Origin of the sequence: Flavobacterium sp. W22_SRS_FK3 (assembly GCF_052113665.1) — a bacterium.
Taxonomy (GTDB): Bacteria; Bacteroidota; Bacteroidia; order Flavobacteriales; family Flavobacteriaceae; genus Flavobacterium.
This window is the reverse complement of the sequence record NZ_JBGQOF010000009.1, coordinates 187,025-207,892: the sequence shown is the minus strand read 5'-3', so window position 1 is coordinate 207,892 and position 20,868 is coordinate 187,025. Positions and strand designations below refer to the sequence as shown.

Here is a 20,868-nt window from a genome sequence, read left to right as displayed (position 1 = left end):
TTTAAAAAGTTTTCAAACAGCGATAATTTGAAAACTTTTTAAATTTTAGTTTGCTTCCCAAATTACAACCAAACCACAGCCCTAATGTTGGAAACTTCAAAATCATTTCAATTTTGTTTTGATGTCAGTTTTGACAAAAATCTAAACACGTATATCCCAACAGCCTACATTGTTGAGAATACAAATGAAATCAAATACTTAAACAAAAAAGCAAGTAAAGACGTTCTTGAAAGTTTTGGACTTGTTTTTGAAAATTTAGACTCCAATACCAAAAAAATACTGACCGCTTGCGAATCTTTAAAGCCCGATTTCATTTTCAAAAAATTTAGCGCAAAGATCAAATCAGCAAAAACAATTGCTGATCTACAGAAGGATTCTAAAATTGAATTTGCCATTCGCCAGCATTTAAAATTCAATTTAACTTCCTTTTACGATTTAATCGTGAAGGAACAATTTCCTTTATCTTTGAACCTGGGGCCAGAGAAAGACTTTTATCGATCCAGAGTCAATATCGATTCCCATGATTTTGAACCTCAAATTCAATTTACTAAACATTCCGAAGGCATTACGTATACCCTTTCCTTAAGAGAGAACAAAACTACTTTTTTACCGATGAACAGCACTATCGATATACTGCTTGATGAGCCAGGCTGGTTAATTATCGATAAAAAATTAGGGCAATTAAGAGAGCTAAATTCTAAAAAGCTTACCCCTTTTCTAAAGAAAAAATCAATAGAAATACCTTCAAAATTGGTTGATAGTTATTTTAAAAGTTTTATTCCCGAAATAGCCAAAAAAATTGATATTGAAGCCACTGGTTTTGAAATGGAACAGCGTGATCAAATAATTTCAAGTACCATACAGCCTGTTTATGATTTCTTTAAAAACTGTTATTACCTCAACCTTTATTTCGATTATAACGGTTATGTATTTGACGCTGGAAAAACTAAAAAAACACATTCTTTTGTGGACTTCAGTATTGCTAATGAACCCAAGATCATTCAGTTTAAAAGAAGTGCCGTTGAAATTTTATATACAAAAAAATTACTTGAAATTGGTTTAGTAAAAATCAAAAATGAGCTGTTTGGGCTGGATACAGATTTAGAAATTAATGATCCCTATATCAATATTCAATTAATTATTGATAACAAGGAAAAACTGGAAAGTTTAGGTTTTACCATCGAAAACCTGAAACTGGAAAGCAAAGAAATCATTACAGAAAGTAATGCGATTTCGATTGCAAAACAAACAAAAGCAGATTGGTTTGACATTAAAATCATCATTACAATTGGTAATTATAAAATCAATTTCAACGAAATTATTCCTCATATAAAAACCAAGGAAAGACTTTTCCAATTGCCTGACGGAAATTATTTTTTGATTCCCTTAGAATGGTTCAGTAAATATGGTTCTTTGGCAAAATTGGCTAAAACAGAGAACGGTGCGTTACTTTTGCGTAAAAGCAATTTTACAGCCTTAGACGGAATTTTAGAAATCGATAATGAATTAGATCAAATTCACAAGGCCGAGTTTACAAGCTCAGATTTATTAAAAGCAACTTTAAGACCTTATCAAATTGATGGTGTAAAGTGGCTTTTGGGACATTTTAATTCTAATTTGGGCGCTTGTCTGGCTGATGACATGGGACTTGGAAAAACGTTACAAACCCTTGCAGTGTTGGTTGCGGTGCAGGAACAATTAGGATTCACGACTAAAACGACCAATTTTGATTTGTTTTCAAATGAAACTACGGTTGAAAGAGAACCACTTAAAACGCTGATTGTTTTGCCTTCTTCATTGGTTTTTAACTGGTACAACGAGGCCGGAAAATTTACGCCACATTTTTCAAAAATGCAATATGTGGGGAATGACAGAAAATTATTGACAGGTAGATTAGATACTACCGACTTAATTTTTACAAGTTACAGCATCGTTCATCGTGATATTTCAATTTTAGAAAAATATAATTTCCGCTATTTAATTTTGGATGAAAGCCAGTACATCAAAAACAAAAATTCTAAGATTTTTAAAGCGATTAATAAAATAAAAACGACACATAAAATAGCACTCAGCGGAACACCGATTGAAAATTCACTGGACGATTTATGGTCGCAGATGCAGTTTATCAATCCGGATATTTTAGGAACTTATAATTTTTTCGCAGAAAATTTTAAAATCCCGATTGAGAAAAAGCAAAATGAAGAAGTTTTAATAGAATTGAAAAACCTCATCCAGCCTTATATTTTGCGACGAACCAAAGAACAGGTTTTAAAGGATTTACCAGAATTAACAGAACAGATTTACTATTGCGATATGGATCCGGAACAGGAGAAATTATACGAGAAAGAAAAATCAAAAGCCCGTAATTTTTTACTTAAAACAGATGGATCTAGTCCTGATAAAATTAGCATTATCAATACTTTGATGAAGTTGAGGCAACTGAGTAACCATCCGAAAATGGTCGATCAGGAATCAGAAATTGATTCCGGGAAATATATTGCGGTTACTAATTATCTCGGAAGTTTAGTAAAAGGGAAACAAAAAACAATCATTTTTAGTTCGTTTGTTACAAATCTGAATTTTTACACCAATTGGTGCAAGGAAAACAAAATACAATTTTGTGAAATTACAGGCGAAACTCCTGCCGGAAAAAGAGAACAGCAAGTAAAACTGTTTCAGGAAAACGACGAACCTTTGTTGTTTTTTATTTCGCTAAAAGCAGGCGGTGTTGGCTTGAATATTACGAAAGCTTCTTATGTGTTATTTTTAGATCCTTGGTGGAATCCTTTTGCTGAAAAACAAGGAGTTGGAAGAGCGCACAGAATTGGACAATTAAATAAAGTAAATGTTATCAGGTTTATTTCGAAAAATACAGTAGAAGAAAAAATAATCAAACTGCAGGAAAACAAAAAATTGTTATCTGATTCCCTTTTAGAAGAAAGTTTTGTTAGCGACGAAATCGAAGTCAATCTGGAATACATTTTGGGTTCTTAATAAATTGTCTTATTTTTCGTTATCTAAATTGTTATATTTACAATCTTACAACGTACTAAGATGTTAAAATTTTTATTTCAAAACCTACTTTTACTTTTCATTTTTACTTCGGCGACAGCGCAGGAAGTACAAAATGAAATCGTTCCTCCATATAATATCAAAACGGTTTCATTTGTTCAAAATGGCAGTAATGTAGTCCCGATATTTGAATTGGGATCGACATTTGAATTACAGTTTGACGATTTATATAGCAATGAAGCCAATTATTATTTTGAAATCATACATTGCGATTACAATTGGAAACCTTCTGATATTCCAAAAACAGATTACATTCGTGGTTTTGATAATCAAAGAATTATGGATTATTCCAATTCCTTTAATACACTTCAGAATTATTCGCATTATCGACTTTCTTTTCCGAACCAGTTCGCTACCCAAATACGAATTTCCGGAAATTATATTTTGAAAATTTTAAATGAGGACAGAGAGATCGTTTTTTCCCGAAAATTCATTTTATTTGAAAACCATTCTACGGTAGCAGCTCAGGTAAAACGAAGCAGAAACTTAAGTAATATTGATTACAAACAGAATCTGGATATTGCAATAGTTTCAAATGATATTACTTTTCAGACTCCATTAAAAAATGTAAAAATTCTGTTGATTCAAAATGGAAATTTTAATACAAGTATCAAAAATGTTCCTCCACAATACACGCTAGGTAATCAATTGGTTTACAAATATGATGCTGAAACACAATTTTGGGCCGGAAATGAATTTTTATATTTTGAAAATAAAGACATTAGAGCCGCCAATAATTATATTGCCAAAGTAGGAGCTAATAATGATATTTACAATTCGTTTTTATATACCAGTCCTGCAAGAGGCAATCAGATTTATACGGTATTTGAAGATGTAAACGGAAATTTTGTAGTTAAAAACATCAACGCTTCGAACAATGAAATTGAAGCCGATTATGCCTGGGTTTATTTTAGCCTTTCAGCTCCCGCTTTCAGATTAAACAAAGACATTTATATTACCGGAATGTTCAATAATTACAGCTTGTCGCCAGAATATAAAATGGATTATAATGTAGAAAAAGGAATTTATGAAAAAGCAGTTATGATCAAACAGGGATTTACGAATTTCCAGTACACCATTGCAGATAAAAATGGCGTTATTGATTATGAAAATGCTATCGACGGAAATTTTTATCAAACAGAAAATGAATATACCATTTTAGTTTATTATCGAGAAAGTACTGACCGTTACGAAAGAGTTATCGGAAAAGGAAATGCGAACTCATTGAATATTATTAACTAAACATTCTAAAAAGGTTTTCAATCGAATCATTTTTTTTTGTAAATTTGCACTTATAACACACACATATATACTACTTTAGTATGGTTTCTCAGATAACAAGAGGCATAAAAATATCTGTTTTGACTAGTTTTGAAGGTACTTACTTCAAAAACTACAAGATTCATTTTGCCTTTAGTTATGTCGTTACAATCGAAAATCACAGTAAGGATTCCGTTCAATTAACATCTCGTCACTGGGAAATTTTTGACTCCTTAAACGACTTAGAAGTGGTTGATGGAGAAGGCGTTATCGGAAAAAAACCTGTTTTAAAACCAGGAGAAAATCACACGTACAGTTCTGGTTGTTTGCTTTCGTCTCCTTATGGAGCAATGAAAGGTCATTTTAATATGATTAATTTTACTACTACAAAAACATTCAAAGTAATTGTTCCTACTTTTAGAATGTGTGCTCCTTTTGCATTAAATTAATTTATTGCAACTTCAATTATTCCTTCTTTTGTAATAGCGTAAACTTTGTCATTTTCTGATGGAGTTAGATATGAATTCCCTGTAAATTCTCCAAAAGCCGGAAAAATTAATTGATTTGGTTTCAGAAAAAAGCAAGGTAAAACTAAAAATTGTCTTGCCAGTCCTTTTAATTTTATTGCAGGATGAATGTGCCCGCAAAAATTGAAAAAACCTTCTTTTTCTATTGGATGATGTGTTAATAGAAAATTGTCTATTTCTAATTCATTATAAATTTCAATATTCAATTTAGCATAATTTTGTTTATCGATAATATCATGATTGCCTTCTACTAAAATTATTTTCTGCGGATTCTCTTTTATCCAATTCACAAAAAGCCCCCATTCAGTATTGATTTTACTGTGAAATAAATCTCCCAAAAAAACAACTGTTTCCGAATCAAACAATTCAAAAACAGTTTTTAAACGATTAAAGTTTTCAAAAATGGCATCTTTTGGAATTCCAATACCGTGTTTTCTAAAATGGGTCACTTTTCCCAAATGAACATCAGAAATCAAAAGCATCTTTTTTTTCTCCCAAAAAACAGCACCAGACTGATGTAGAATGAAATCCTGATTATTTATTATAATATTCATTATTGTTGTCCGATAAAAAGAAAATAATAAACCTTCAATTCATAAGAATTGGAGACTTTTTAAAGTAAAAATACTAATTACAATTAGCAATTCTTGGATTATTAATTGATGCGCATCGGAAAGAATATTTACTTTGAGGATATAAGGGTGAAGGATCATCTGTAACTATTAATGGTTCTAAGGCTTGTCCATTAAAACTCGGCATTGTTATTTGTTCTTTTGAGCCATTTCCAAGTGCAATATTTTTAGCAGCGACGTTTCCATTAAAACTGTAGTCTATCATTGCGTCAAGTAATCTGTAAATCCCGTAATAGTCATAAGCATCGTACGAGCTTTGAGTATTCGGAAGATCGTGCTCGGCAGTATAAGTAAAAGTTGGTAAAACTGATTTCTTAATCAAAATAAAATCCTTTTCAGAATTCGAAATATTTATATTTTTAAACATATCAATTGCCAATCTGTGATCGTTCACAACGTCATCATCATAAACCTCGCTTATTAATTTAGTATTCGCAGGAAAATCTTGTAATTCATCTTGCGAAATTTGATACGAATACCATTGAGCCATTGTAAAAATAAAACGACCATTTTCTCCCCAGCCTTCATCTAAAAATGCTTTGTGAGCCAAAGCAAATGAAGCTCCCCCTCCAAAAGAATGTCCCATAAAACCAACTTTTTTTGTGTCAATTATATTTGGATAATCTGTAACAGCCTTTTTAAAACTCTGCCATAATGTGTTGTATCTTTCATCAACAGTAACATCTATGGTTGGATAAGGTGCAAAAACCACGACATAGCCTTTTTTCGCTATAAATTCATACAACCCTATATTGTAGGCACTCTCTTCTCCTCCAAACGGATGTGAATAAAATATAGTGGGCATTGCAGAAGTTATTCCCTTTGGATAAAATATTTCAACATTTTTTCCATTATACAAAGGGCTCGGAAAAGTAATTTTGGCAACACTATAATTCCCATCAGAACCATATCCTGTTTTTGGCCTTGATATTGGCCCTGCTAAATTATCATTAACATACTCTGAATCTTGGTCTGATCCATTTTGATCATCATTTTTTGAACAGGAACTAACAATAAAAAGTGACATAAGAATAAATAGTAAATGTGGTTTCATATTTATATTTTAAGATTACTCTGGTAAGACTAAGAATACATAAAATGGTTTAATTTTTAATGAAATACAAAATTTCATTTTTAAATTTTACAATTACCAATATTGCAAAAATATCAGCAATTATTACTTTCAACAAGATCCATAAAATTAAAAACAGTAATCTTAAAAATCTCTAAAATTATTTCATGTAACTGGCTGTCATTTTTTTGATTCTTTCTTCTAAAGTTTCGCTGGATAATTTTTCTCTAAGTCGGTCTGTAATTATTGGAAAACTAAATGGAGTAGGCTTTTTGCATTGTTTCCAAACGACATTCTGACTATTGATTCTTTCCATCGCCTGAATCAATCGCCCTTCTTCTAACTGGTGTTCAAATGTTTCTATAAACGCCTGCTGCAGTAATAAATTATCAGGTTCATGATCACGAAAAACTTCAAAAAGCAATTGTGATCCGCTTTGCAAATGTCTTGTTTTAATGGGTTTTCCAGGCATTCCAGTAAAAACTAATCCTGCAATAACGGCAATATCCCTGAATTTTCTTCGTGCCATTTCTGTAGAATTAAGACTTTTCTGTAAATCATGGTGCACATATTCAGTTGAAAATAAATTATTATCAAAAATGTCCTGCATGTCAATTTCCTGATCAGATAATAACTCGAATCCGTAATCATTATAGGCAAGAGAAAACGTAATTGGTGATAGCAAACTAATCCGATACGAAATTAAACTTGCCAACGCTTCGTGGACATAACGACCTTCAAAAGGATAAAAAATTGCGTGAAAACCTTCTCTTGTTTTAAAGGTCTCAATTAAAAATTCATCACTATTGGGCACGATACTTTCCTTACGTTGTCTTTCAAAAAGTGGACGTAAGGCTTTTAATTCGGGCGTTAAATTTTCTGTATTTGCGGCATATAATTCCTCTCTCAATAATTCACTCATTTGCGCAGATAATGTCATACGGCCGCCCATCCAGCTAACTACCCGAGAAGCTTTTTTCGGATCTGCTTTTCGAACTAAAACCTGCATATTCTTGACACGAAACAATTCCAGCCTTTTTCCGGCAAATGTAAAAACATCACCAGGCTGCAATTTTGATGCAAACCATTCCTCAATAGAACCAATATAACTGCCACTTAAATATTTAACGTTCAAAGCAGTATCGCCAACAATTGTTCCAATCTGCATTCTGTGATGCATTGCAATCAATCGACTATTGATTTTAAAACGTCCATCTTCTTCAATTTCTACTTTTTTAAATTCGTCATACGCTTGTAAACTCTGGCTCCCGTTTGTGATAAAATTCAAAACCCAATTCCAGTTTTCTTTTGTAATATTCTGAAAGCAGAATGTTTGTCTGACTTCTTCAAAAATTGTATCGGGAAAAAATCCGTCAGAAACCGCTAAGGTATTGAGATATTGCACCAAAACATCCCAACTGTTCAAATACGGCATTCGATCTTCAACAACGGTTTTAGCAACTGCTTTTTTTAGAGCAGAAGCTTCTATCAATTCCATGGCATGTGTCGCCAAAAAATAAATAACACTTTCTTTTCCGGGCTGATGACCGCTTCTTCCGGCTCTTTGCAAAAAACGCGCGACGCCTTTTGGCCCTCCAACCTGGATAATGGTTTCAACAGGCGCAAAATCAACACCAAGATCTAAACTAGAGGTACAAACCACGACTTTTAATTGTTCATCTCTAATGGCATTTTCAACCCATAAACGGGTTTCCCTACTTATGCTGCCGTGGTGCATTGCCATATCTCCGGCAAACTCCGGATATTTTTCTAAGAGGGTCTGAAACCAAATTTCGCAAGCAGATCGAACATTAGTAAAAATTAATGTCGTCTTACTTTTTCTAATAATTTTTGCAACCTCATCAATCAAATGCAAACCCATGTGGCCCCGCCACGGATAAGTTTCCATTTTTTCAGGCAGAATGGATTCAATTTTTATTTTTTTGTTGATGTGTGCTTTTATCAAAACAGATTTTTCAAATGCCTTTGAATTCAATCCTAACAAAACTTGTTGTGCCAGTTCAAGATTTCCAATGGTAGCTGAAATTCCCCAAATCTTCATTTTGGGTGCCACTGTTTTTAATCTTGACAAAGCCAATTCCATCTGAACGCCACGTTTTGTCCCTAATAGTTCATGCCATTCATCAACCACAATGGCAGAGCAATTGGCAAAGGTTTTGGAAAATTCTTTTGATGCTAAAAGCAATTGCAAACTTTCAGGAGTTGTGATCAGTAAATCCGGCATTTTTTTGCTTTGCTTCGTTCTTTCGCTTTGTGAAGTATCTCCGGAACGAATTCCAACAGTCAATGGCAAATCTAAATCGGTAATAATTCGTTCAGCAGCTTGTTTTATTTCTACAGATAGCGCACGCAAAGGCGTAATCCAAATTGCTTTTAATCCGGATTTATGTTTAGTTTTAAAGTCAGGATTTTTATTTATGTAATCAAGAACTATTGGAAACCATAACGCATAAGTTTTTCCGCTGCCGGTTGGTGCGTTTAATAAGCCATTTTTGCCTTGCAGAAATGCTGTCCAGGTTTGGGTTTGGAACGGAAAAGATTTCCAACCCTGATCCCGAAACCAGTTTTCTGAAATAATATATAGTTTATCTCTGTTCATTTTTTTTAAGGTTCAAAGTTGCAAAGGCTCAGAGGGACAAAGTTTAGCTGTTCCTAAAGTTTTTTTCTTTGAAACTCTGTTACTTTGTCCCTTTGAACTTTTACGAAATCATGCTTTTTAAATCTTCAATAGAATTAGCCTCATCTATTTTTTTATCCTGTCGCCATCTTAAAATTCTGGGAAACCTTGTGGCAAAACCGCTCTTATGTCTTTTAGAAAGGGCGATTCCTTCAAAACCAATTTCGAAAACCAATTGTGGTGTAACACTTCGAACCGGGCCAAATCGCTCCAATGTATTTTTCTTTATAAAGTCATCTACTTTTCTAAATTCAGCATCGGTTAAACCGGAATAGGCTTTTGCAAAAGTGACCAACTCTTTTTCTCCATTATCATTGGTTTGCCAAAGTGCAAAAGTATAATCGGTAAATAAATTGGATCGATGCCCGTGACCACGCATTGCATAGGTTAATACGGCATCTATTACTAAAGGTTCTATTTTCCATTTCCACCAGTCGCCCTTTTTTCTGCCGACCTGATACGTTGAATCGTTGCGTTTTATCATTAAACCTTCGCTTTTCATCTCGCGGGCACGCATCCTTTCTGCGGCAACATCATCCCAGGAATGAAGTAAAACTCTTTCTGATAATTTAAAATTTTTAGTTTTATCTTTTATATAATCGTATAATTGTTCTAATATAAATCTTCTTTCCGAATACGGTAAATTCCGGATATCCTGAGCTTCCCATTCGAGAATATCATAGGCTTTTAGAATTACAGGAACTTTCTCTAGTAAACTTGCTGATATTGTTTTGCGTCCAATTCGGGTCTGCAAATCATTAAAAGTTCCAATATCTTCTTCGGGAAAAGCTAAAATTTCGGCATCGATTACAGTTCCGTTTGGTATTATTCCAACAAAGGCTTTAAACTCCGGATATTTATCGGTTACTAACTCCTCGCCTCTTGACCAGACATAAATTTCGTTTTCACGGATGATAGTTTGCGACCGAATTCCGTCCCATTTATGTTCAACCGACCAATCTTCGGGATTTCCCAAATTATCAACTTCGCCTTCAATAGGATAAGCCAAATAAAACGGATAGGGTTTTGACAAATAATCGCTGCTCTTCTCATCCAGAATCAATTCCTGAAACGTGATGGTATTCGGATCCCAATTCCCCATTAATTTATACGCCAAAGCATCTTCTTCAACATTTTCTGCTTTTGATAAAGCACGCGTCATTAATTTTTGGCTTACACCTATTCGCAAACTTCCCGTGATTAATTTGGTAAAAACAAAACGTTCGTAATAATTCAGCGCCAGCCAGTTTTCATGTAAATATTCTTTTTTCTCCGGATCTGATTTCTTTTTTAAGGCAATGATTTCATGAAGATATTCCGTTAAACTTTTATCGGAATGTTCTTTTGTAGTTGGAATTATCAGCGCAATTGTTTCTGCCAAATCACCCACAATATGATAACTTTCTTCAAAAAGCCATAGTGGGATATTAGCCAATTCATTTGCCCAAATGCGCAATAAAGTGGTATTAACCGGTCTGGGCGGACGACGATGTGACAAAATCGCAATCGTCCATACTTTATCTTCAGGAGATGCATTTTTAAAATACGTCGTCAGTGCATCGACTTTTACATTCGTTTTATTCGAACTGTCGAGGGTTTTTATAAGTTGAGCGAAATTCTTCATTTACATCTACAATTTTGAATTCTTTATGCACATTTTAAACACATTCTTTCATCGGTTTAAAATTGAAAAAGAAGATTTTTTAAAAAATCTAGATTTTCACACATAGCTATCTTTGTTAAAAAAATGAAATGCCTTTAATCACAAAGAAAAACTATGTTACTATGTATTATATTTTTTCCATAATTAATTTTCAGAAATAACCGAAGTTTTATTTTGGTCTATTTCAGCTTCTTTATCCTCTTTTTCCATTTCGGCAGCTTCTCCTTCGTATTGTGTTTTTTCGGTTCTGGCGTCATAACCTAATTCTCTTAAATATTTGGAGAAAATATCGGTGTAACCGTGTGTACAGATTACTTTTTCTGCACCTGTTGCTTTAATGCTATCCAAAAGCGAATACCAGTCACAGTGGTCACTTAAGACAAAACCTTTATCAATGGCACGTCTTCGTCTTGCTCCGCGAAAAGCCATCCAGCCACTTGCTGAACCGGTTACGAAAGGAGTCATTTTTCTAATCCATATACTTCCGTGCGCACTTGGAGGTGCGAGCACTATATTGCCTAACAAATCTTCTTTTTTGGTTTCACGGGTTACTAATGTTGTTGGTGGGAAATCAACCATCGAACGTAAAACATTCGTCATGTTTTCAATTGCGCCGTGTGTATAAATGGTTCCGATATCAGTATTGAGGTATTTTAAAAGTCGTTGTGCTTTTCCTAATGAATATCCAAATAGAATAGACGTTTTTCCTTCGGCTTTGTTTTCTGCCCACCAATTATTGATTTCTGAAATAACTTCGGCTTGTGGTGTCCAGTTAAATGCTGGCAGACCAAAAGTACATTCGGTAATAAAGGTATCGCATTTTATGACTTCATACGGAGTCGAAATCCCATCATCTTCGGTTTTATAATCTCCGGTAAAAACCCACACCTCGCCTTTGTGCTCAACACGAATTTGTGAACTTCCTATAATGTGTCCGGCGGGATGTAAAGAGAATTTTACATTATTGATTACAAAGGTTTCTCCCCACTCTTTTCCGGTTACATTTATTTCTCCCAAACGATGACGAATGATTGGAATATTGCTATGATGTGTAATATAATTTTCATGTCCCCAACGGGAATGATCGGCGTGACCGTGCGTAATAATTGCATTTTTTACAGGTCGCCAGGGATCAAGATATACATCGGCCTGTTGACAATAAATTCCTTTATCATTAAAAGCTAAAAGCGGAATTTTCATAGTATTAATAATTGAAGTATCTCAAATTTAAACATTTATGGTAACAGATATTTTACAGATTGACGTTATTAGTTTATTTAATTACAACATTTTAATATTGTATTGTGATATAATCAAAATTACCTTTGTACTTTTGCATAAAATTAAACAATTCGTAATTTTAAAATATCTCATCCCATGTTAAAAGGATTTTTTAATGTACCCAAAGCGGTCAATGAGCCGGTAAAAGGGTACGCACCAAACTCACCGGAAAGAGCAGCAGTTCAGGCAGCTTACACCACAATGTGGAATTCTCAAATCGACGTTCCTTTGCATATTGGAACCGAAGAAATCAGAACCGGAAATACAAGAAATATTACAGCTCCTCATGATCACCAGCACGTTGTTGGAAAATATCATTTGGCTGAAAAACAACATATCGAAAAAGCGATTGCCAATGCGCTTGAATCAAGAAAGGCATGGGCAAATATGGCATGGGAACAACGTGCCGCTATTTTCTTAAAAGCGGCTGAACTTATTGCAGGTCCTTACAGAGCGCGTATCAACGCAGCTACAATGATTGGTCAGTCTAAAAATATTCATCAGGCAGAAATTGATGCTTCTTGTGAATTGATTGACTTTTTACGTTACAACGTAGAATTCATGACTCAAATTTACGGAGATCAGCCAAAATCTGATTCTACTACATGGAATCGTTTAGAATACAGACCTCTTGAAGGATTTGTTTACGCTATTACTCCTTTTAACTTTACTGCTATCGCTGCCAATCTTCCTGCAAGTGCTGCGATGATGGGTAACGTTGTGGTTTGGAAACCAAGTGACAGTCAGGTATTTTCTACAAAAATTATTTTGGATGTTTTTAAAGAAGCAGGAGTTCCTGATGGCGTTATCAACGTTGTTTTTGGAGACGCTTTAATGATTACGGATACTGTTTTGGCAAGCCGTGATTTTGCCGGAGTTCACTTTACAGGATCAACTCATGTATTCAAAGATATCTGGGCTAAAATTGGTGCAAACATCCACAACTACAAAACGTATCCAAGAATCGTTGGTGAAACTGGTGGTAAAGATTTTATCATTGCACACCCAAGCGCTAACGTAAAACAAGTGACTACAGGAATTACTCGGGGTGCATTTGAGTTTCAGGGGCAAAAATGTTCTGCAGCTTCAAGAGCTTATATTCCGCAAAGTTTATGGCCTGCTGTAAAAGAACAATTGATTGCTGATGTAAAAACTATGAAAATGGGTTCTCCGGAAGATTTTGGAAATTTTATTACAGCCGTTATTCACGAAGGTTCTTTTGATAAATTAGCTGGTTTTATCGATCAGGCTAAAAAAGATGCTGATGCTGAAATTATTGTTGGAGGAAATTACGACAAATCAGTTGGATATTTTATTGAGCCAACCGTTATTGTAACGACTAACCCAAAATATACTACAATGGAAACCGAATTATTCGGACCCGTAATTACTATTTATATTTACGAAGATGCGAAATGGGAAGAAACTCTTGAATTAGTTGATACTACTTCTGAGTATGCTTTGACAGGAGCCGTTTTTAGTCAAGATCGTTATGCTATTGAAGTTGCTACTACGAAATTACAAAATGCTGCCGGTAACTTCTATATCAACGACAAACCAACTGGGGCAGTTGTAGGAATGCAGCCTTTTGGTGGAGCAAGAGCTTCAGGAACGAACGATAAAGCAGGTTCTGCCTTGAACTTATTGCGTTGGGCTTCTCCTAGGACAATCAAAGAAACTTTTGTAACGCCTGAGGATTACAGATATCCTTTTTTGGGATAGTCACAAAATCAAATATCAAAAGTCTTTAAGGCTTTGTCAATATAAAAAAGGCCGAATCTTGAAATTTAAGATTCGGCCTTTACTTTTGACTTATGACTTTCAACTTTAAGACTATTTTCTCTAAGCCTGAAACTTCAACGGCAAATGCACCACTTTTTTGGTTTCAAAAAACTCATCTTCAAAAATAGTTGATAAGTCATATAATGTTGCTTTTGGAAAAGCTGCTAATTCCTCAGTTAGGTCACCACCCTTCAAATATAGAATGCCATTTTTCAAAGTGTGCTTGTGCTGCTTTTTGATTTTATCTTTTATCCATGAAACAAAATCAGGCATGTTAGTTACGGCACGGCTTACGATAAAATCGAAATCCCCTTTTACCAGTTCAGCACGTTTTTGTTCAGCTTTTACATTTTTTAATTCTAAAGCATCTATAACACCCTGAACTACCTTTATTTTCTTGGCAATAACATCAATTAAATAAAAACGCGTTTCAGGAAAAAGAATCGCCAACGGAATTCCAGGAAATCCGCCGCCTGTTCCTACATCCAAAACTGTGGCTCCTGGTTCGAATTTCATTATTTTTGCAATCCCTAAAGAGTGCAAAATATGTTTTGTATATAAAGCATCAATATCTTTTCTTGAAATAACATTGATTTTTTCATTCCAATCGTGATATAAAAAATCTAATTTTTGAAATTGTTCGATTTGAATGTCGGTCAAATCAGGAAAATATTTCAATATCTCATCCATTGCTATAATTTTTTAACAAAAGTACTACTTTACGATTGAAATATTTAACTCAATTTTGTAAATTGAAAATTTATAATAATTACCTTTGTTAACTATTTAAAATTAATATGAATAATACAGCACCGACATTTTCGAAGCAAGATAATCTGAAGTTTTTCAGAACACTTAACTCACGTGTAAACAATTACTTCAAGGAGAATAATATCCAAAAAACCGGAAACTGGAAGCTTCATTTAAAAGCTATTATTCTTTTTTCTGTTTTTCTGACCCCTTATTTTTTGATTCTGGCAATTGATATGCCATTTTGGGCACAACTACTATTAAATATCATCATGGGAATTGCTATGGCAGGAATTGGAATGAATGTGATGCATGATGGAAATCATGGATCTTATTCTTCAAAATCATGGATTAACAAAATTATGGGAGGAAGCATTTATGTTCTGGCTGGAAACGTTCATAACTGGCAGGTTCAGCATAATGTCTTGCATCATACTTATACCAATATTCATGGTCATGATGAAGATTTGGATGCCGGAAGAATTATTCGTTTTACACAAAATGCAGAATGGCATCGTTTTCATAAATTTCAACATTATTATTCTTTCTTTTTATACGGATTATTGACTTTCAACTGGGCTTTAACAACCGATTTTAAGCAAATGAAAGATTATCTGAAAAGAAAATTATCCTACGGAGCTCCGCAAAGTCCGACTAAATTATGGACAGTTTTAGTTATCACAAAAATAATTTACGTTTTAATCTGGATGGTTTTACCAATGCTTTTGGGCGTAACATGGTGGAAAGTTGTGATTGGATTTTTTGTAATGCATTACACAGCAGGATTAATTTTGAGTATCGTTTTTCAGTTAGCACACGTTGTTGAGGAAACTTCAAATCCGGTTCCGAATGAAGAAGGAGAAATCGAAAACACCTGGGCAATTCACCAATTATATACCACAGCTAACTTTGCTCCTAAAAACAAAATTGTAAATTGGTTTACCGGTGGATTAAATCATCAGATTGAACATCATATTTTTCCAAATATCAGCCATGTCCATTATGGAAAAATCGCCGAAATCGTAAAGCAAACTGCCAAAGAATGCAACTTACCTTACTATGAATTCAAAACCATGAGAGGCGCTGTTTGGGCACATTACAAACACTTAAAAGACCTGGGAGCAAAACCTGAATTCGCATAACTAAAATCTATTAACAATTAACCTCTCTTAGTACACAGCAAATTAAGAGCAATTAAATTTTTTATAATGAACCATATTCTTTCAGACAGAATTAACAATTTAGCAACTTCGCAAACATTAGCGATGGCTGCATTAGCACGTGAACTAAAAGCACAAGGAAAAGACATTATCAGTTTAAGTTTAGGTGAACCTGACTTTAATACACCCGATTTCATCAAGGAAGCTGTTAAGAAAGCAGTTGACGAAAATTATAGTACTTATTCTCCGGTAGAAGGATATTTAGAATTAAGAGAAGCTATTTCAAGAAAATTCACAAGAGACAACGGATTAGATTACAAACCATCTCAAATTGTAGTCTCTACAGGAGCAAAACAATCCTTATACAACATCGCACAAGTAATGCTTAACGATGGAGACGAGGTTATTTTACCAGCACCTTACTGGGTTTCTTACTTCGAAATCGTAAAACTTTCAGGCGGAGTTCCTGTAGAGGTTCCAACATCTGTTGATACTGATTTTAAAATTACACCTGCTCAATTAGAAGCTGCCATCACGCCAAAAACAAAAATGATGTGGTTTTCATCTCCTTGTAATCCATCTGGATCTGTTTACAGCAGAGAAGAATTGACTGCACTGGCAAAAGTATTGGAAAAATACCCAAATATTTATGTAGTTGCAGACGAAATTTATGAGCATATCAATTTCTCAGGAACTTTCTGCAGTATCGGTTCAATCCCGGGAATGTTAGAAAAAACAATCACTGTAAACGGAGTAGCAAAAGCATTTGCCATGACAGGGTACAGAATTGGTTATATTGGAGCACCAGAATTTATCGCAAAAGCGTGTACAAAAATTCAGGGACAAGTAACTTCAGGAGCAAATTCTGTGGCGCAACGCGCTACTATTACTGCTGTTGATGCTGACCCAAGCGTGTTAAGCCATATGGTTCAGGCTTTTCATGGTCGCAGAGATTTAGTCGTTGGATTATTGAAAGAAATTCCAGGCGTAAAAATCAACGTTCCCGAAGGAGCATTTTACGTTTTCCCAGACGTATCTTCTTTCTTCGGAAAAACATTAAGAGGAACTGAAATAAAAGATGCAAACGATGTTTCAATGTATCTTTTGGCAGAGGCGAACGTAGCAACCGTAACAGGAGATGCTTTTGGAAATCCAAATTGTATTCGTTTCTCTTACGCAACAAGCAACGATATTTTAAAAGAAGCTTTAAAAAGAATCAAAGAGGCTTTGACTGTATAACAAAATAATCATTTTACTTAAAACGGCTTAAGGTTTAAAGTTTCATCACTTTATACTTTGAGCTGTTTTTTTGTGCAGTATTTTTGGATTGCCTCCGGCCGTGCTATCCGCTATATCTTTTTATTTCTTTTCTCTGAATAAAAAGGATACCGCTCCTATCCCTGACCCAAAAGGGAAACTACTCATTTTTGATTTTAAAAGAAAATTATTTGGCCCTGCATGTTTTGTCTTTACTTTCAAAATTCCCATTCCACAATTTTATAAAACACTCTTATAATTCTGTAAGACATAAGGCTTACAAAATTCCCAACTTTGTATTATACATTAATTAAAATTTAAAATCATGATACATACAGATGAAAACACCAAAGAAACCGTTAGCACATTAGAAGGATTAATATCAATCCTGGAAGACGGAAAACTAGGATATACTAATGCGGCAGAACATGTTGAAAATGCAGCTATAAAAACTGATTTTCTTGAATACGCGAGAGAAAGAGCTTTGTTTATTGTAGAGTTACAAGACGAAATAAACAGATTAGGAAAATCAACAGATACTTCAGGAGGTGGAGCATTAGGAGCCATTCACCGCACTTGGATTGACATTAAATCATCATTTACAGGTGGTGATACAGAATCAATTATCAATGCTTGTATTACTGGTGAAGAAGCAGCGATTGAAAAATACAAATCAGCTTTGGAAAAAGAAGAATTGGATTCAAATCAAATTGCAATTATTTCAAAACAATTAAACAGCATCCAAAATACATTGACGCTGATTAAAGCGAAAAAATTGTCTTAATATCTGAGGCACTATTTTTTGAGGAGGAAACTACCTGGTTATTCAACTGGGTAGTTTTTTTGTTTTACTAAATGTCTAAAAAAAATAGCACTGTATTAATTTAAAAAACTTTTAGATTTCTTCAAATAAAACATTTGTAAGTATTTTTTTTCTGAAAAAACCATTTTAATCCTTTTTATAAAAAATATTTTTCTATTTTAGTACAATATTTTTTATAATTACAGATATGAGGATTTTAAAGCTTTTATTAATTTTCCCTATTTTAATAGGATGCAGCAGTGAAAATGAAAATACAAATGAAAACGTTTCAAAATACACTGGTAACTATCAAATCATATCCTATAAATCTGATATTGAAGTCGATTTAAATGATGATAATATTGCTTCATCAGAACTAATAAAAGAAATAGATTATTACTTTATTGAAGGTTTTCCAGACTTTGAGATCAGACCAAATGCGGACACACAAAATGAGGCTAAGCTAGTAAGTTTATTTTTACCAAAAACTAATATTACTTTTCAAGATCCAGGAAAACCTCAAGGAAAGGTTATGTTTTCCAGATATGGTTTTACATCTACATTTAATTTTAAAAACAATAATTTTATTCTAAATGATGATCAATATTTAGAATCAGATTATATTGATAATGTACATAGCAATAGAAAAACAATAATTGATTCTGAAATCAACATTATTGATGAAACGCATTTAAAAATGAAACTCTCAAAAGAATATTATGATTTTAAAACCAAAAAATGGAGCTTATTAAATATTCTTATAATTCTAAAGAAAATAGATTAGTAATACCTAGATAGTATAAAAGATATAATTTCAAAGATCCTTTATTCTACAACTATCCCCATATAACCCAACAATTTCAAAAAAATCCTCTTCAGCATTAGCAAACTCGAATTATTTATAAGAACTTTGCAAACTTTTTTGCGTGAATACCACAAAATCCTAAAGTCTTAGAAATGAAGAAGAAAATTGAAATATTAGCTCCGGCAAAAGATTTAATTGGAGGAATGGCAGCTATAAATAGTGGAGCCGATGCCGTTTATATTGGTGCGCCGCAATTTGGTGCGCGCTCTAATGCCAACAACTCTATAGAAGATGTTGCTGAACTGGTGAAATACGCACACTTATTTAATGCTCAGGTTTTTGTCGTAATGAATACCATCTTGTACGACAATGAACTCGAAACCTGTCGTAAAATGATTTATGAATTATACGACATTGGTGTTGATGCCCTTATTATTCAGGATATGGCGATTATGGAAATGGAGCTTCCTCCTATCGTACTTCACGCCAGCACACAAGCCAATAATCGTGACGCTGATAAAATTAAATTCTTAAAAGATGCCGGAATCAAACGTGTGGTTTTGGCCCGCGAATTGAACCTGCATCAAATTAAGACAATCTACGATGAAGCTGATGTCGAATTAGAATTTTTCGTTACCGGAGCCTTATGTGTTTCGTTTAGCGGAAACTGTTATATGAGTGTGGCAAACGGAGAACGTAGCGCCAATCGTGGTTCTTGCGCACAAAACTGCCGTTTACCTTATAACTTGATTGACGGAAACGGAGAAACTTTAATCAAAAACAGTCACTTACTTTCGATTAAAGATTTAGATATTTCAGAGCAAATTCCAAATTTGATCGAAGCCGGAATTGTTTCTTTTAAAATAGAAGGAAGATTGAAAGACGTCGTTTATGTAAAAAACAATGTCTCGTATTTGCGCCAAAAACTGGACAGCTTTTTAGAAAACGAAGGAAGTGACAAATATATGAAAGCTTCTTCCGGAACTTGTACCTATACTTTTGACTCGTCTTTAAACAGAACTTTCAACCGCGGTTATACTGACTATTTCGTAAACGAAAGACACGCTTCTATTGGTTCCTGGGAAAGCCCAAAATCAAAAGGGCAATATATTGGAAAATTAATCCGAACTGTTGGAAACGCTTACGAAATCGAAAACGGCGAATTGCTAAATAACGGTGACGGACTTTGTTTCATCAATGAAAACAACGAGGCAGACGGAATCTACGTCAACAAAGCCGAAAACGGAAGAATATATCCAAATGTTTTAAAAGAAGTTAAAGACGGAACTTTTATTTACCGTAACAACGATGCCGCTTTCATCAAAATTGTAGAAAGAGAAGACAGTGCCGTTCGAAAGATCAGCACCACTTTATTGCTTACAGAAAATGAAGCGGGTTTCGAATTAATCGCTACAGATGAAGACGGAAATGTTAGTGTCGTCAATTTAGAACATTCAAAAGAGCAGACTAAAACCGGCGAATCGATCGAAGAAAACATCAAAACACAATTGGCAAAAACAGGTTTCACACCTTATACTGCCAATGAAATCAATATCATGTTCTCTCAAAACTGGTTCCTTCCTATTTCAAAAATTAATGAAATGCGAAGAACCGTTTACGATCAGTTAACCGAGATTCGTTTAGCAAACTACAAACGTAAAGAACACCAATTAGTAAAAACGTCACATCCGTATCCTGAAACCAAACTAGATTTCATGTACAACGTTTCAAACAAAACAGCACGTAAATTTTACGAACGCCATGGCGTTACAGAAATCGAAAAAGCTTTTGAATTGCAATGGGATCCGGGAAAATCCCGTGTAATGACAACTAAATATTGCATCAAATACGAATTAAAAAAATGTCCAATACACCAAAAAGACATTGTAGGTGTCAAAGTAAAAGAACCGTTGGTATTAAAACAAGGCGAATTAGAATATAAATTAAAATTCAACTGCAAGCCCTGCGAAATGGAAATTTGGGAAAAAGATGCTGAATTCGAAATAGAGGACGATCATTTTCACTAAAAAACACGAACCGATACTTAAATTAAGTATCGGTTTTTTTATACCTATCCCTTTCACATTTTGCAATTAACTAATTTCTT

At 34.0% G+C, this 20,868-nt stretch carries 15 protein-coding genes; 9 read left to right on the top strand and 6 right to left on the bottom strand.

Annotated features, from left to right (window positions below; translation table 11 throughout):
* Positions 1 to 84: 84 nt before the first annotated feature.
* The 3 genes from ACEN2I_RS11215 (at position 85) to apaG (ending at position 4,781) form a co-directional block, all read left to right on the top strand.
* On the top strand, positions 85 to 2,994 hold the full coding sequence (locus ACEN2I_RS11215; RefSeq protein WP_441766192.1) for a DEAD/DEAH box helicase: 2,910 nt from the start codon (positions 85 to 87) through the stop codon (positions 2,992 to 2,994).
* Positions 2,995 to 3,054: 60 nt separating this feature from the next.
* Positions 3,055 to 4,314 (top strand): DUF5103 domain-containing protein, encoded by a 1,260-nt coding sequence (locus ACEN2I_RS11210; protein ID WP_441766191.1) that lies wholly within the window; start codon positions 3,055 to 3,057, stop codon positions 4,312 to 4,314.
* 80 nt (positions 4,315 to 4,394) lie between these two features.
* Complete coding sequence (gene apaG, locus ACEN2I_RS11205; RefSeq protein ID WP_008467225.1) at positions 4,395 to 4,781, top strand: Co2+/Mg2+ efflux protein ApaG; 387 nt, start codon at positions 4,395 to 4,397, stop codon at positions 4,779 to 4,781.
* Here apaG and pdeM read toward each other — a convergent pair.
* From pdeM to ACEN2I_RS11180, 5 genes are all read right to left on the bottom strand, one after another.
* Entirely contained in the window at positions 4,778 to 5,413 is a 636-nt protein-coding gene (gene pdeM / locus ACEN2I_RS11200; protein ID WP_441766190.1) for a ligase-associated DNA damage response endonuclease PdeM, read from the bottom strand. The two genes, apaG and pdeM, sit on opposite strands and share 4 nt — an antisense overlap.
* Before the next feature lie 73 nt (positions 5,414 to 5,486).
* A complete protein-coding gene (locus tag ACEN2I_RS11195) occupies positions 5,487 to 6,545 on the bottom strand; it encodes an alpha/beta hydrolase (protein ID WP_441766189.1) in 1,059 nt (352 codons plus the stop codon).
* A gap of 178 nt (positions 6,546 to 6,723) precedes the next feature.
* The gene (locus ACEN2I_RS11190) at positions 6,724 to 9,183 is read right to left on the bottom strand and encodes a ligase-associated DNA damage response DEXH box helicase (RefSeq protein WP_441766188.1); all 2,460 of its coding nucleotides are present in this window, start codon (positions 9,181 to 9,183) and stop codon (positions 6,724 to 6,726) included.
* A 100-nt stretch (positions 9,184 to 9,283) separates the two neighbouring features.
* Positions 9,284 to 10,885 carry an ATP-dependent DNA ligase gene (locus ACEN2I_RS11185; RefSeq protein ID WP_441766187.1) on the bottom strand — a complete coding sequence of 534 codons (1,602 nt, stop codon included), beginning with the start codon at positions 10,883 to 10,885 and terminating at the stop codon, positions 9,284 to 9,286.
* 183 nt (positions 10,886 to 11,068) lie between these two features.
* On the bottom strand, positions 11,069 to 12,124 hold the full coding sequence (locus ACEN2I_RS11180; protein ID WP_441766186.1) for a ligase-associated DNA damage response exonuclease: 1,056 nt from the start codon (positions 12,122 to 12,124) through the stop codon (positions 11,069 to 11,071).
* A gap of 177 nt (positions 12,125 to 12,301) precedes the next feature.
* On the opposite strand from ACEN2I_RS11180, the gene pruA reads away from it, so the two are divergent.
* A complete protein-coding gene (pruA, locus tag ACEN2I_RS11175) occupies positions 12,302 to 13,927 on the top strand; it encodes an L-glutamate gamma-semialdehyde dehydrogenase (RefSeq protein ID WP_441766185.1) in 1,626 nt (541 codons plus the stop codon).
* Positions 13,928 to 14,047: 120 nt separating this feature from the next.
* On the opposite strand, the gene rsmG is transcribed toward pruA, so the two are convergent.
* The gene (gene rsmG / locus ACEN2I_RS11170) at positions 14,048 to 14,677 is read right to left on the bottom strand and encodes a 16S rRNA (guanine(527)-N(7))-methyltransferase RsmG (RefSeq protein WP_441766184.1); all 630 of its coding nucleotides are present in this window, start codon (positions 14,675 to 14,677) and stop codon (positions 14,048 to 14,050) included.
* 107 nt (positions 14,678 to 14,784) lie between these two features.
* On the opposite strand from rsmG, the gene ACEN2I_RS11165 reads away from it, so the two are divergent.
* From ACEN2I_RS11165 to ACEN2I_RS11145, 5 genes are all read left to right on the top strand, one after another.
* Complete coding sequence (locus ACEN2I_RS11165; protein ID WP_441766183.1) at positions 14,785 to 15,879, top strand: fatty acid desaturase family protein; 1,095 nt, start codon at positions 14,785 to 14,787, stop codon at positions 15,877 to 15,879.
* A gap of 66 nt (positions 15,880 to 15,945) precedes the next feature.
* Positions 15,946 to 17,136 (top strand): pyridoxal phosphate-dependent aminotransferase, encoded by a 1,191-nt coding sequence (locus ACEN2I_RS11160; protein ID WP_441766182.1) that lies wholly within the window; start codon positions 15,946 to 15,948, stop codon positions 17,134 to 17,136.
* Between the two features lie 343 nt (positions 17,137 to 17,479).
* The gene (locus ACEN2I_RS11155; protein ID WP_441766181.1) at positions 17,480 to 17,938 is read left to right on the top strand and encodes a ferritin-like domain-containing protein; all 459 of its coding nucleotides are present in this window, start codon (positions 17,480 to 17,482) and stop codon (positions 17,936 to 17,938) included.
* A 226-nt stretch (positions 17,939 to 18,164) separates the two neighbouring features.
* Entirely contained in the window at positions 18,165 to 18,740 is a 576-nt protein-coding gene (locus tag ACEN2I_RS11150; protein WP_441766180.1) for a hypothetical protein, read from the top strand.
* 173 nt (positions 18,741 to 18,913) lie between these two features.
* Entirely contained in the window at positions 18,914 to 20,788 is a 1,875-nt protein-coding gene (locus ACEN2I_RS11145; RefSeq protein WP_441766179.1) for a peptidase U32 family protein, read from the top strand.
* Positions 20,789 to 20,868: the final 80 nt, after the last annotated feature.

Excerpts from the sequence above, each read along its gene's own strand:
- pdeM (WP_441766190.1), bottom strand. The coding sequence starts at position 5,413 with ATGAATATTATAATAAATAATCAGGATTTCATTCTACATCAGTCTGGT.
- ACEN2I_RS11185 (WP_441766187.1), bottom strand. The coding sequence starts at position 10,885 with ATGAAGAATTTCGCTCAACTTATAAAAACCCTCGACAGTTCGAATAAA.
- ACEN2I_RS11165 (WP_441766183.1), top strand. The coding sequence starts at position 14,785 with ATGAATAATACAGCACCGACATTTTCGAAGCAAGATAATCTGAAGTTT.
- rsmG (WP_441766184.1), bottom strand. The coding sequence starts at position 14,677 with ATGGATGAGATATTGAAATATTTTCCTGATTTGACCGACATTCAAATC.
- pruA (WP_441766185.1), top strand. The coding sequence starts at position 12,302 with ATGTTAAAAGGATTTTTTAATGTACCCAAAGCGGTCAATGAGCCGGTA.
- ACEN2I_RS11150 (WP_441766180.1), top strand. The coding sequence starts at position 18,165 with ATGAGGATTTTAAAGCTTTTATTAATTTTCCCTATTTTAATAGGATGC.
- ACEN2I_RS11155 (WP_441766181.1), top strand. The coding sequence starts at position 17,480 with ATGATACATACAGATGAAAACACCAAAGAAACCGTTAGCACATTAGAA.
- ACEN2I_RS11195 (WP_441766189.1), bottom strand. The coding sequence starts at position 6,545 with ATGAAACCACATTTACTATTTATTCTTATGTCACTTTTTATTGTTAGT.
- ACEN2I_RS11210 (WP_441766191.1), top strand. The coding sequence starts at position 3,055 with ATGTTAAAATTTTTATTTCAAAACCTACTTTTACTTTTCATTTTTACT.
- ACEN2I_RS11145 (WP_441766179.1), top strand. The coding sequence starts at position 18,914 with ATGAAGAAGAAAATTGAAATATTAGCTCCGGCAAAAGATTTAATTGGA.
- ACEN2I_RS11160 (WP_441766182.1), top strand. The coding sequence starts at position 15,946 with ATGAACCATATTCTTTCAGACAGAATTAACAATTTAGCAACTTCGCAA.
- ACEN2I_RS11190 (WP_441766188.1), bottom strand. The coding sequence starts at position 9,183 with ATGAACAGAGATAAACTATATATTATTTCAGAAAACTGGTTTCGGGAT.
- apaG (WP_008467225.1), top strand. The coding sequence starts at position 4,395 with ATGGTTTCTCAGATAACAAGAGGCATAAAAATATCTGTTTTGACTAGT.
- ACEN2I_RS11215 (WP_441766192.1), top strand. The coding sequence starts at position 85 with ATGTTGGAAACTTCAAAATCATTTCAATTTTGTTTTGATGTCAGTTTT.
- ACEN2I_RS11180 (WP_441766186.1), bottom strand. The coding sequence starts at position 12,124 with ATGAAAATTCCGCTTTTAGCTTTTAATGATAAAGGAATTTATTGTCAA.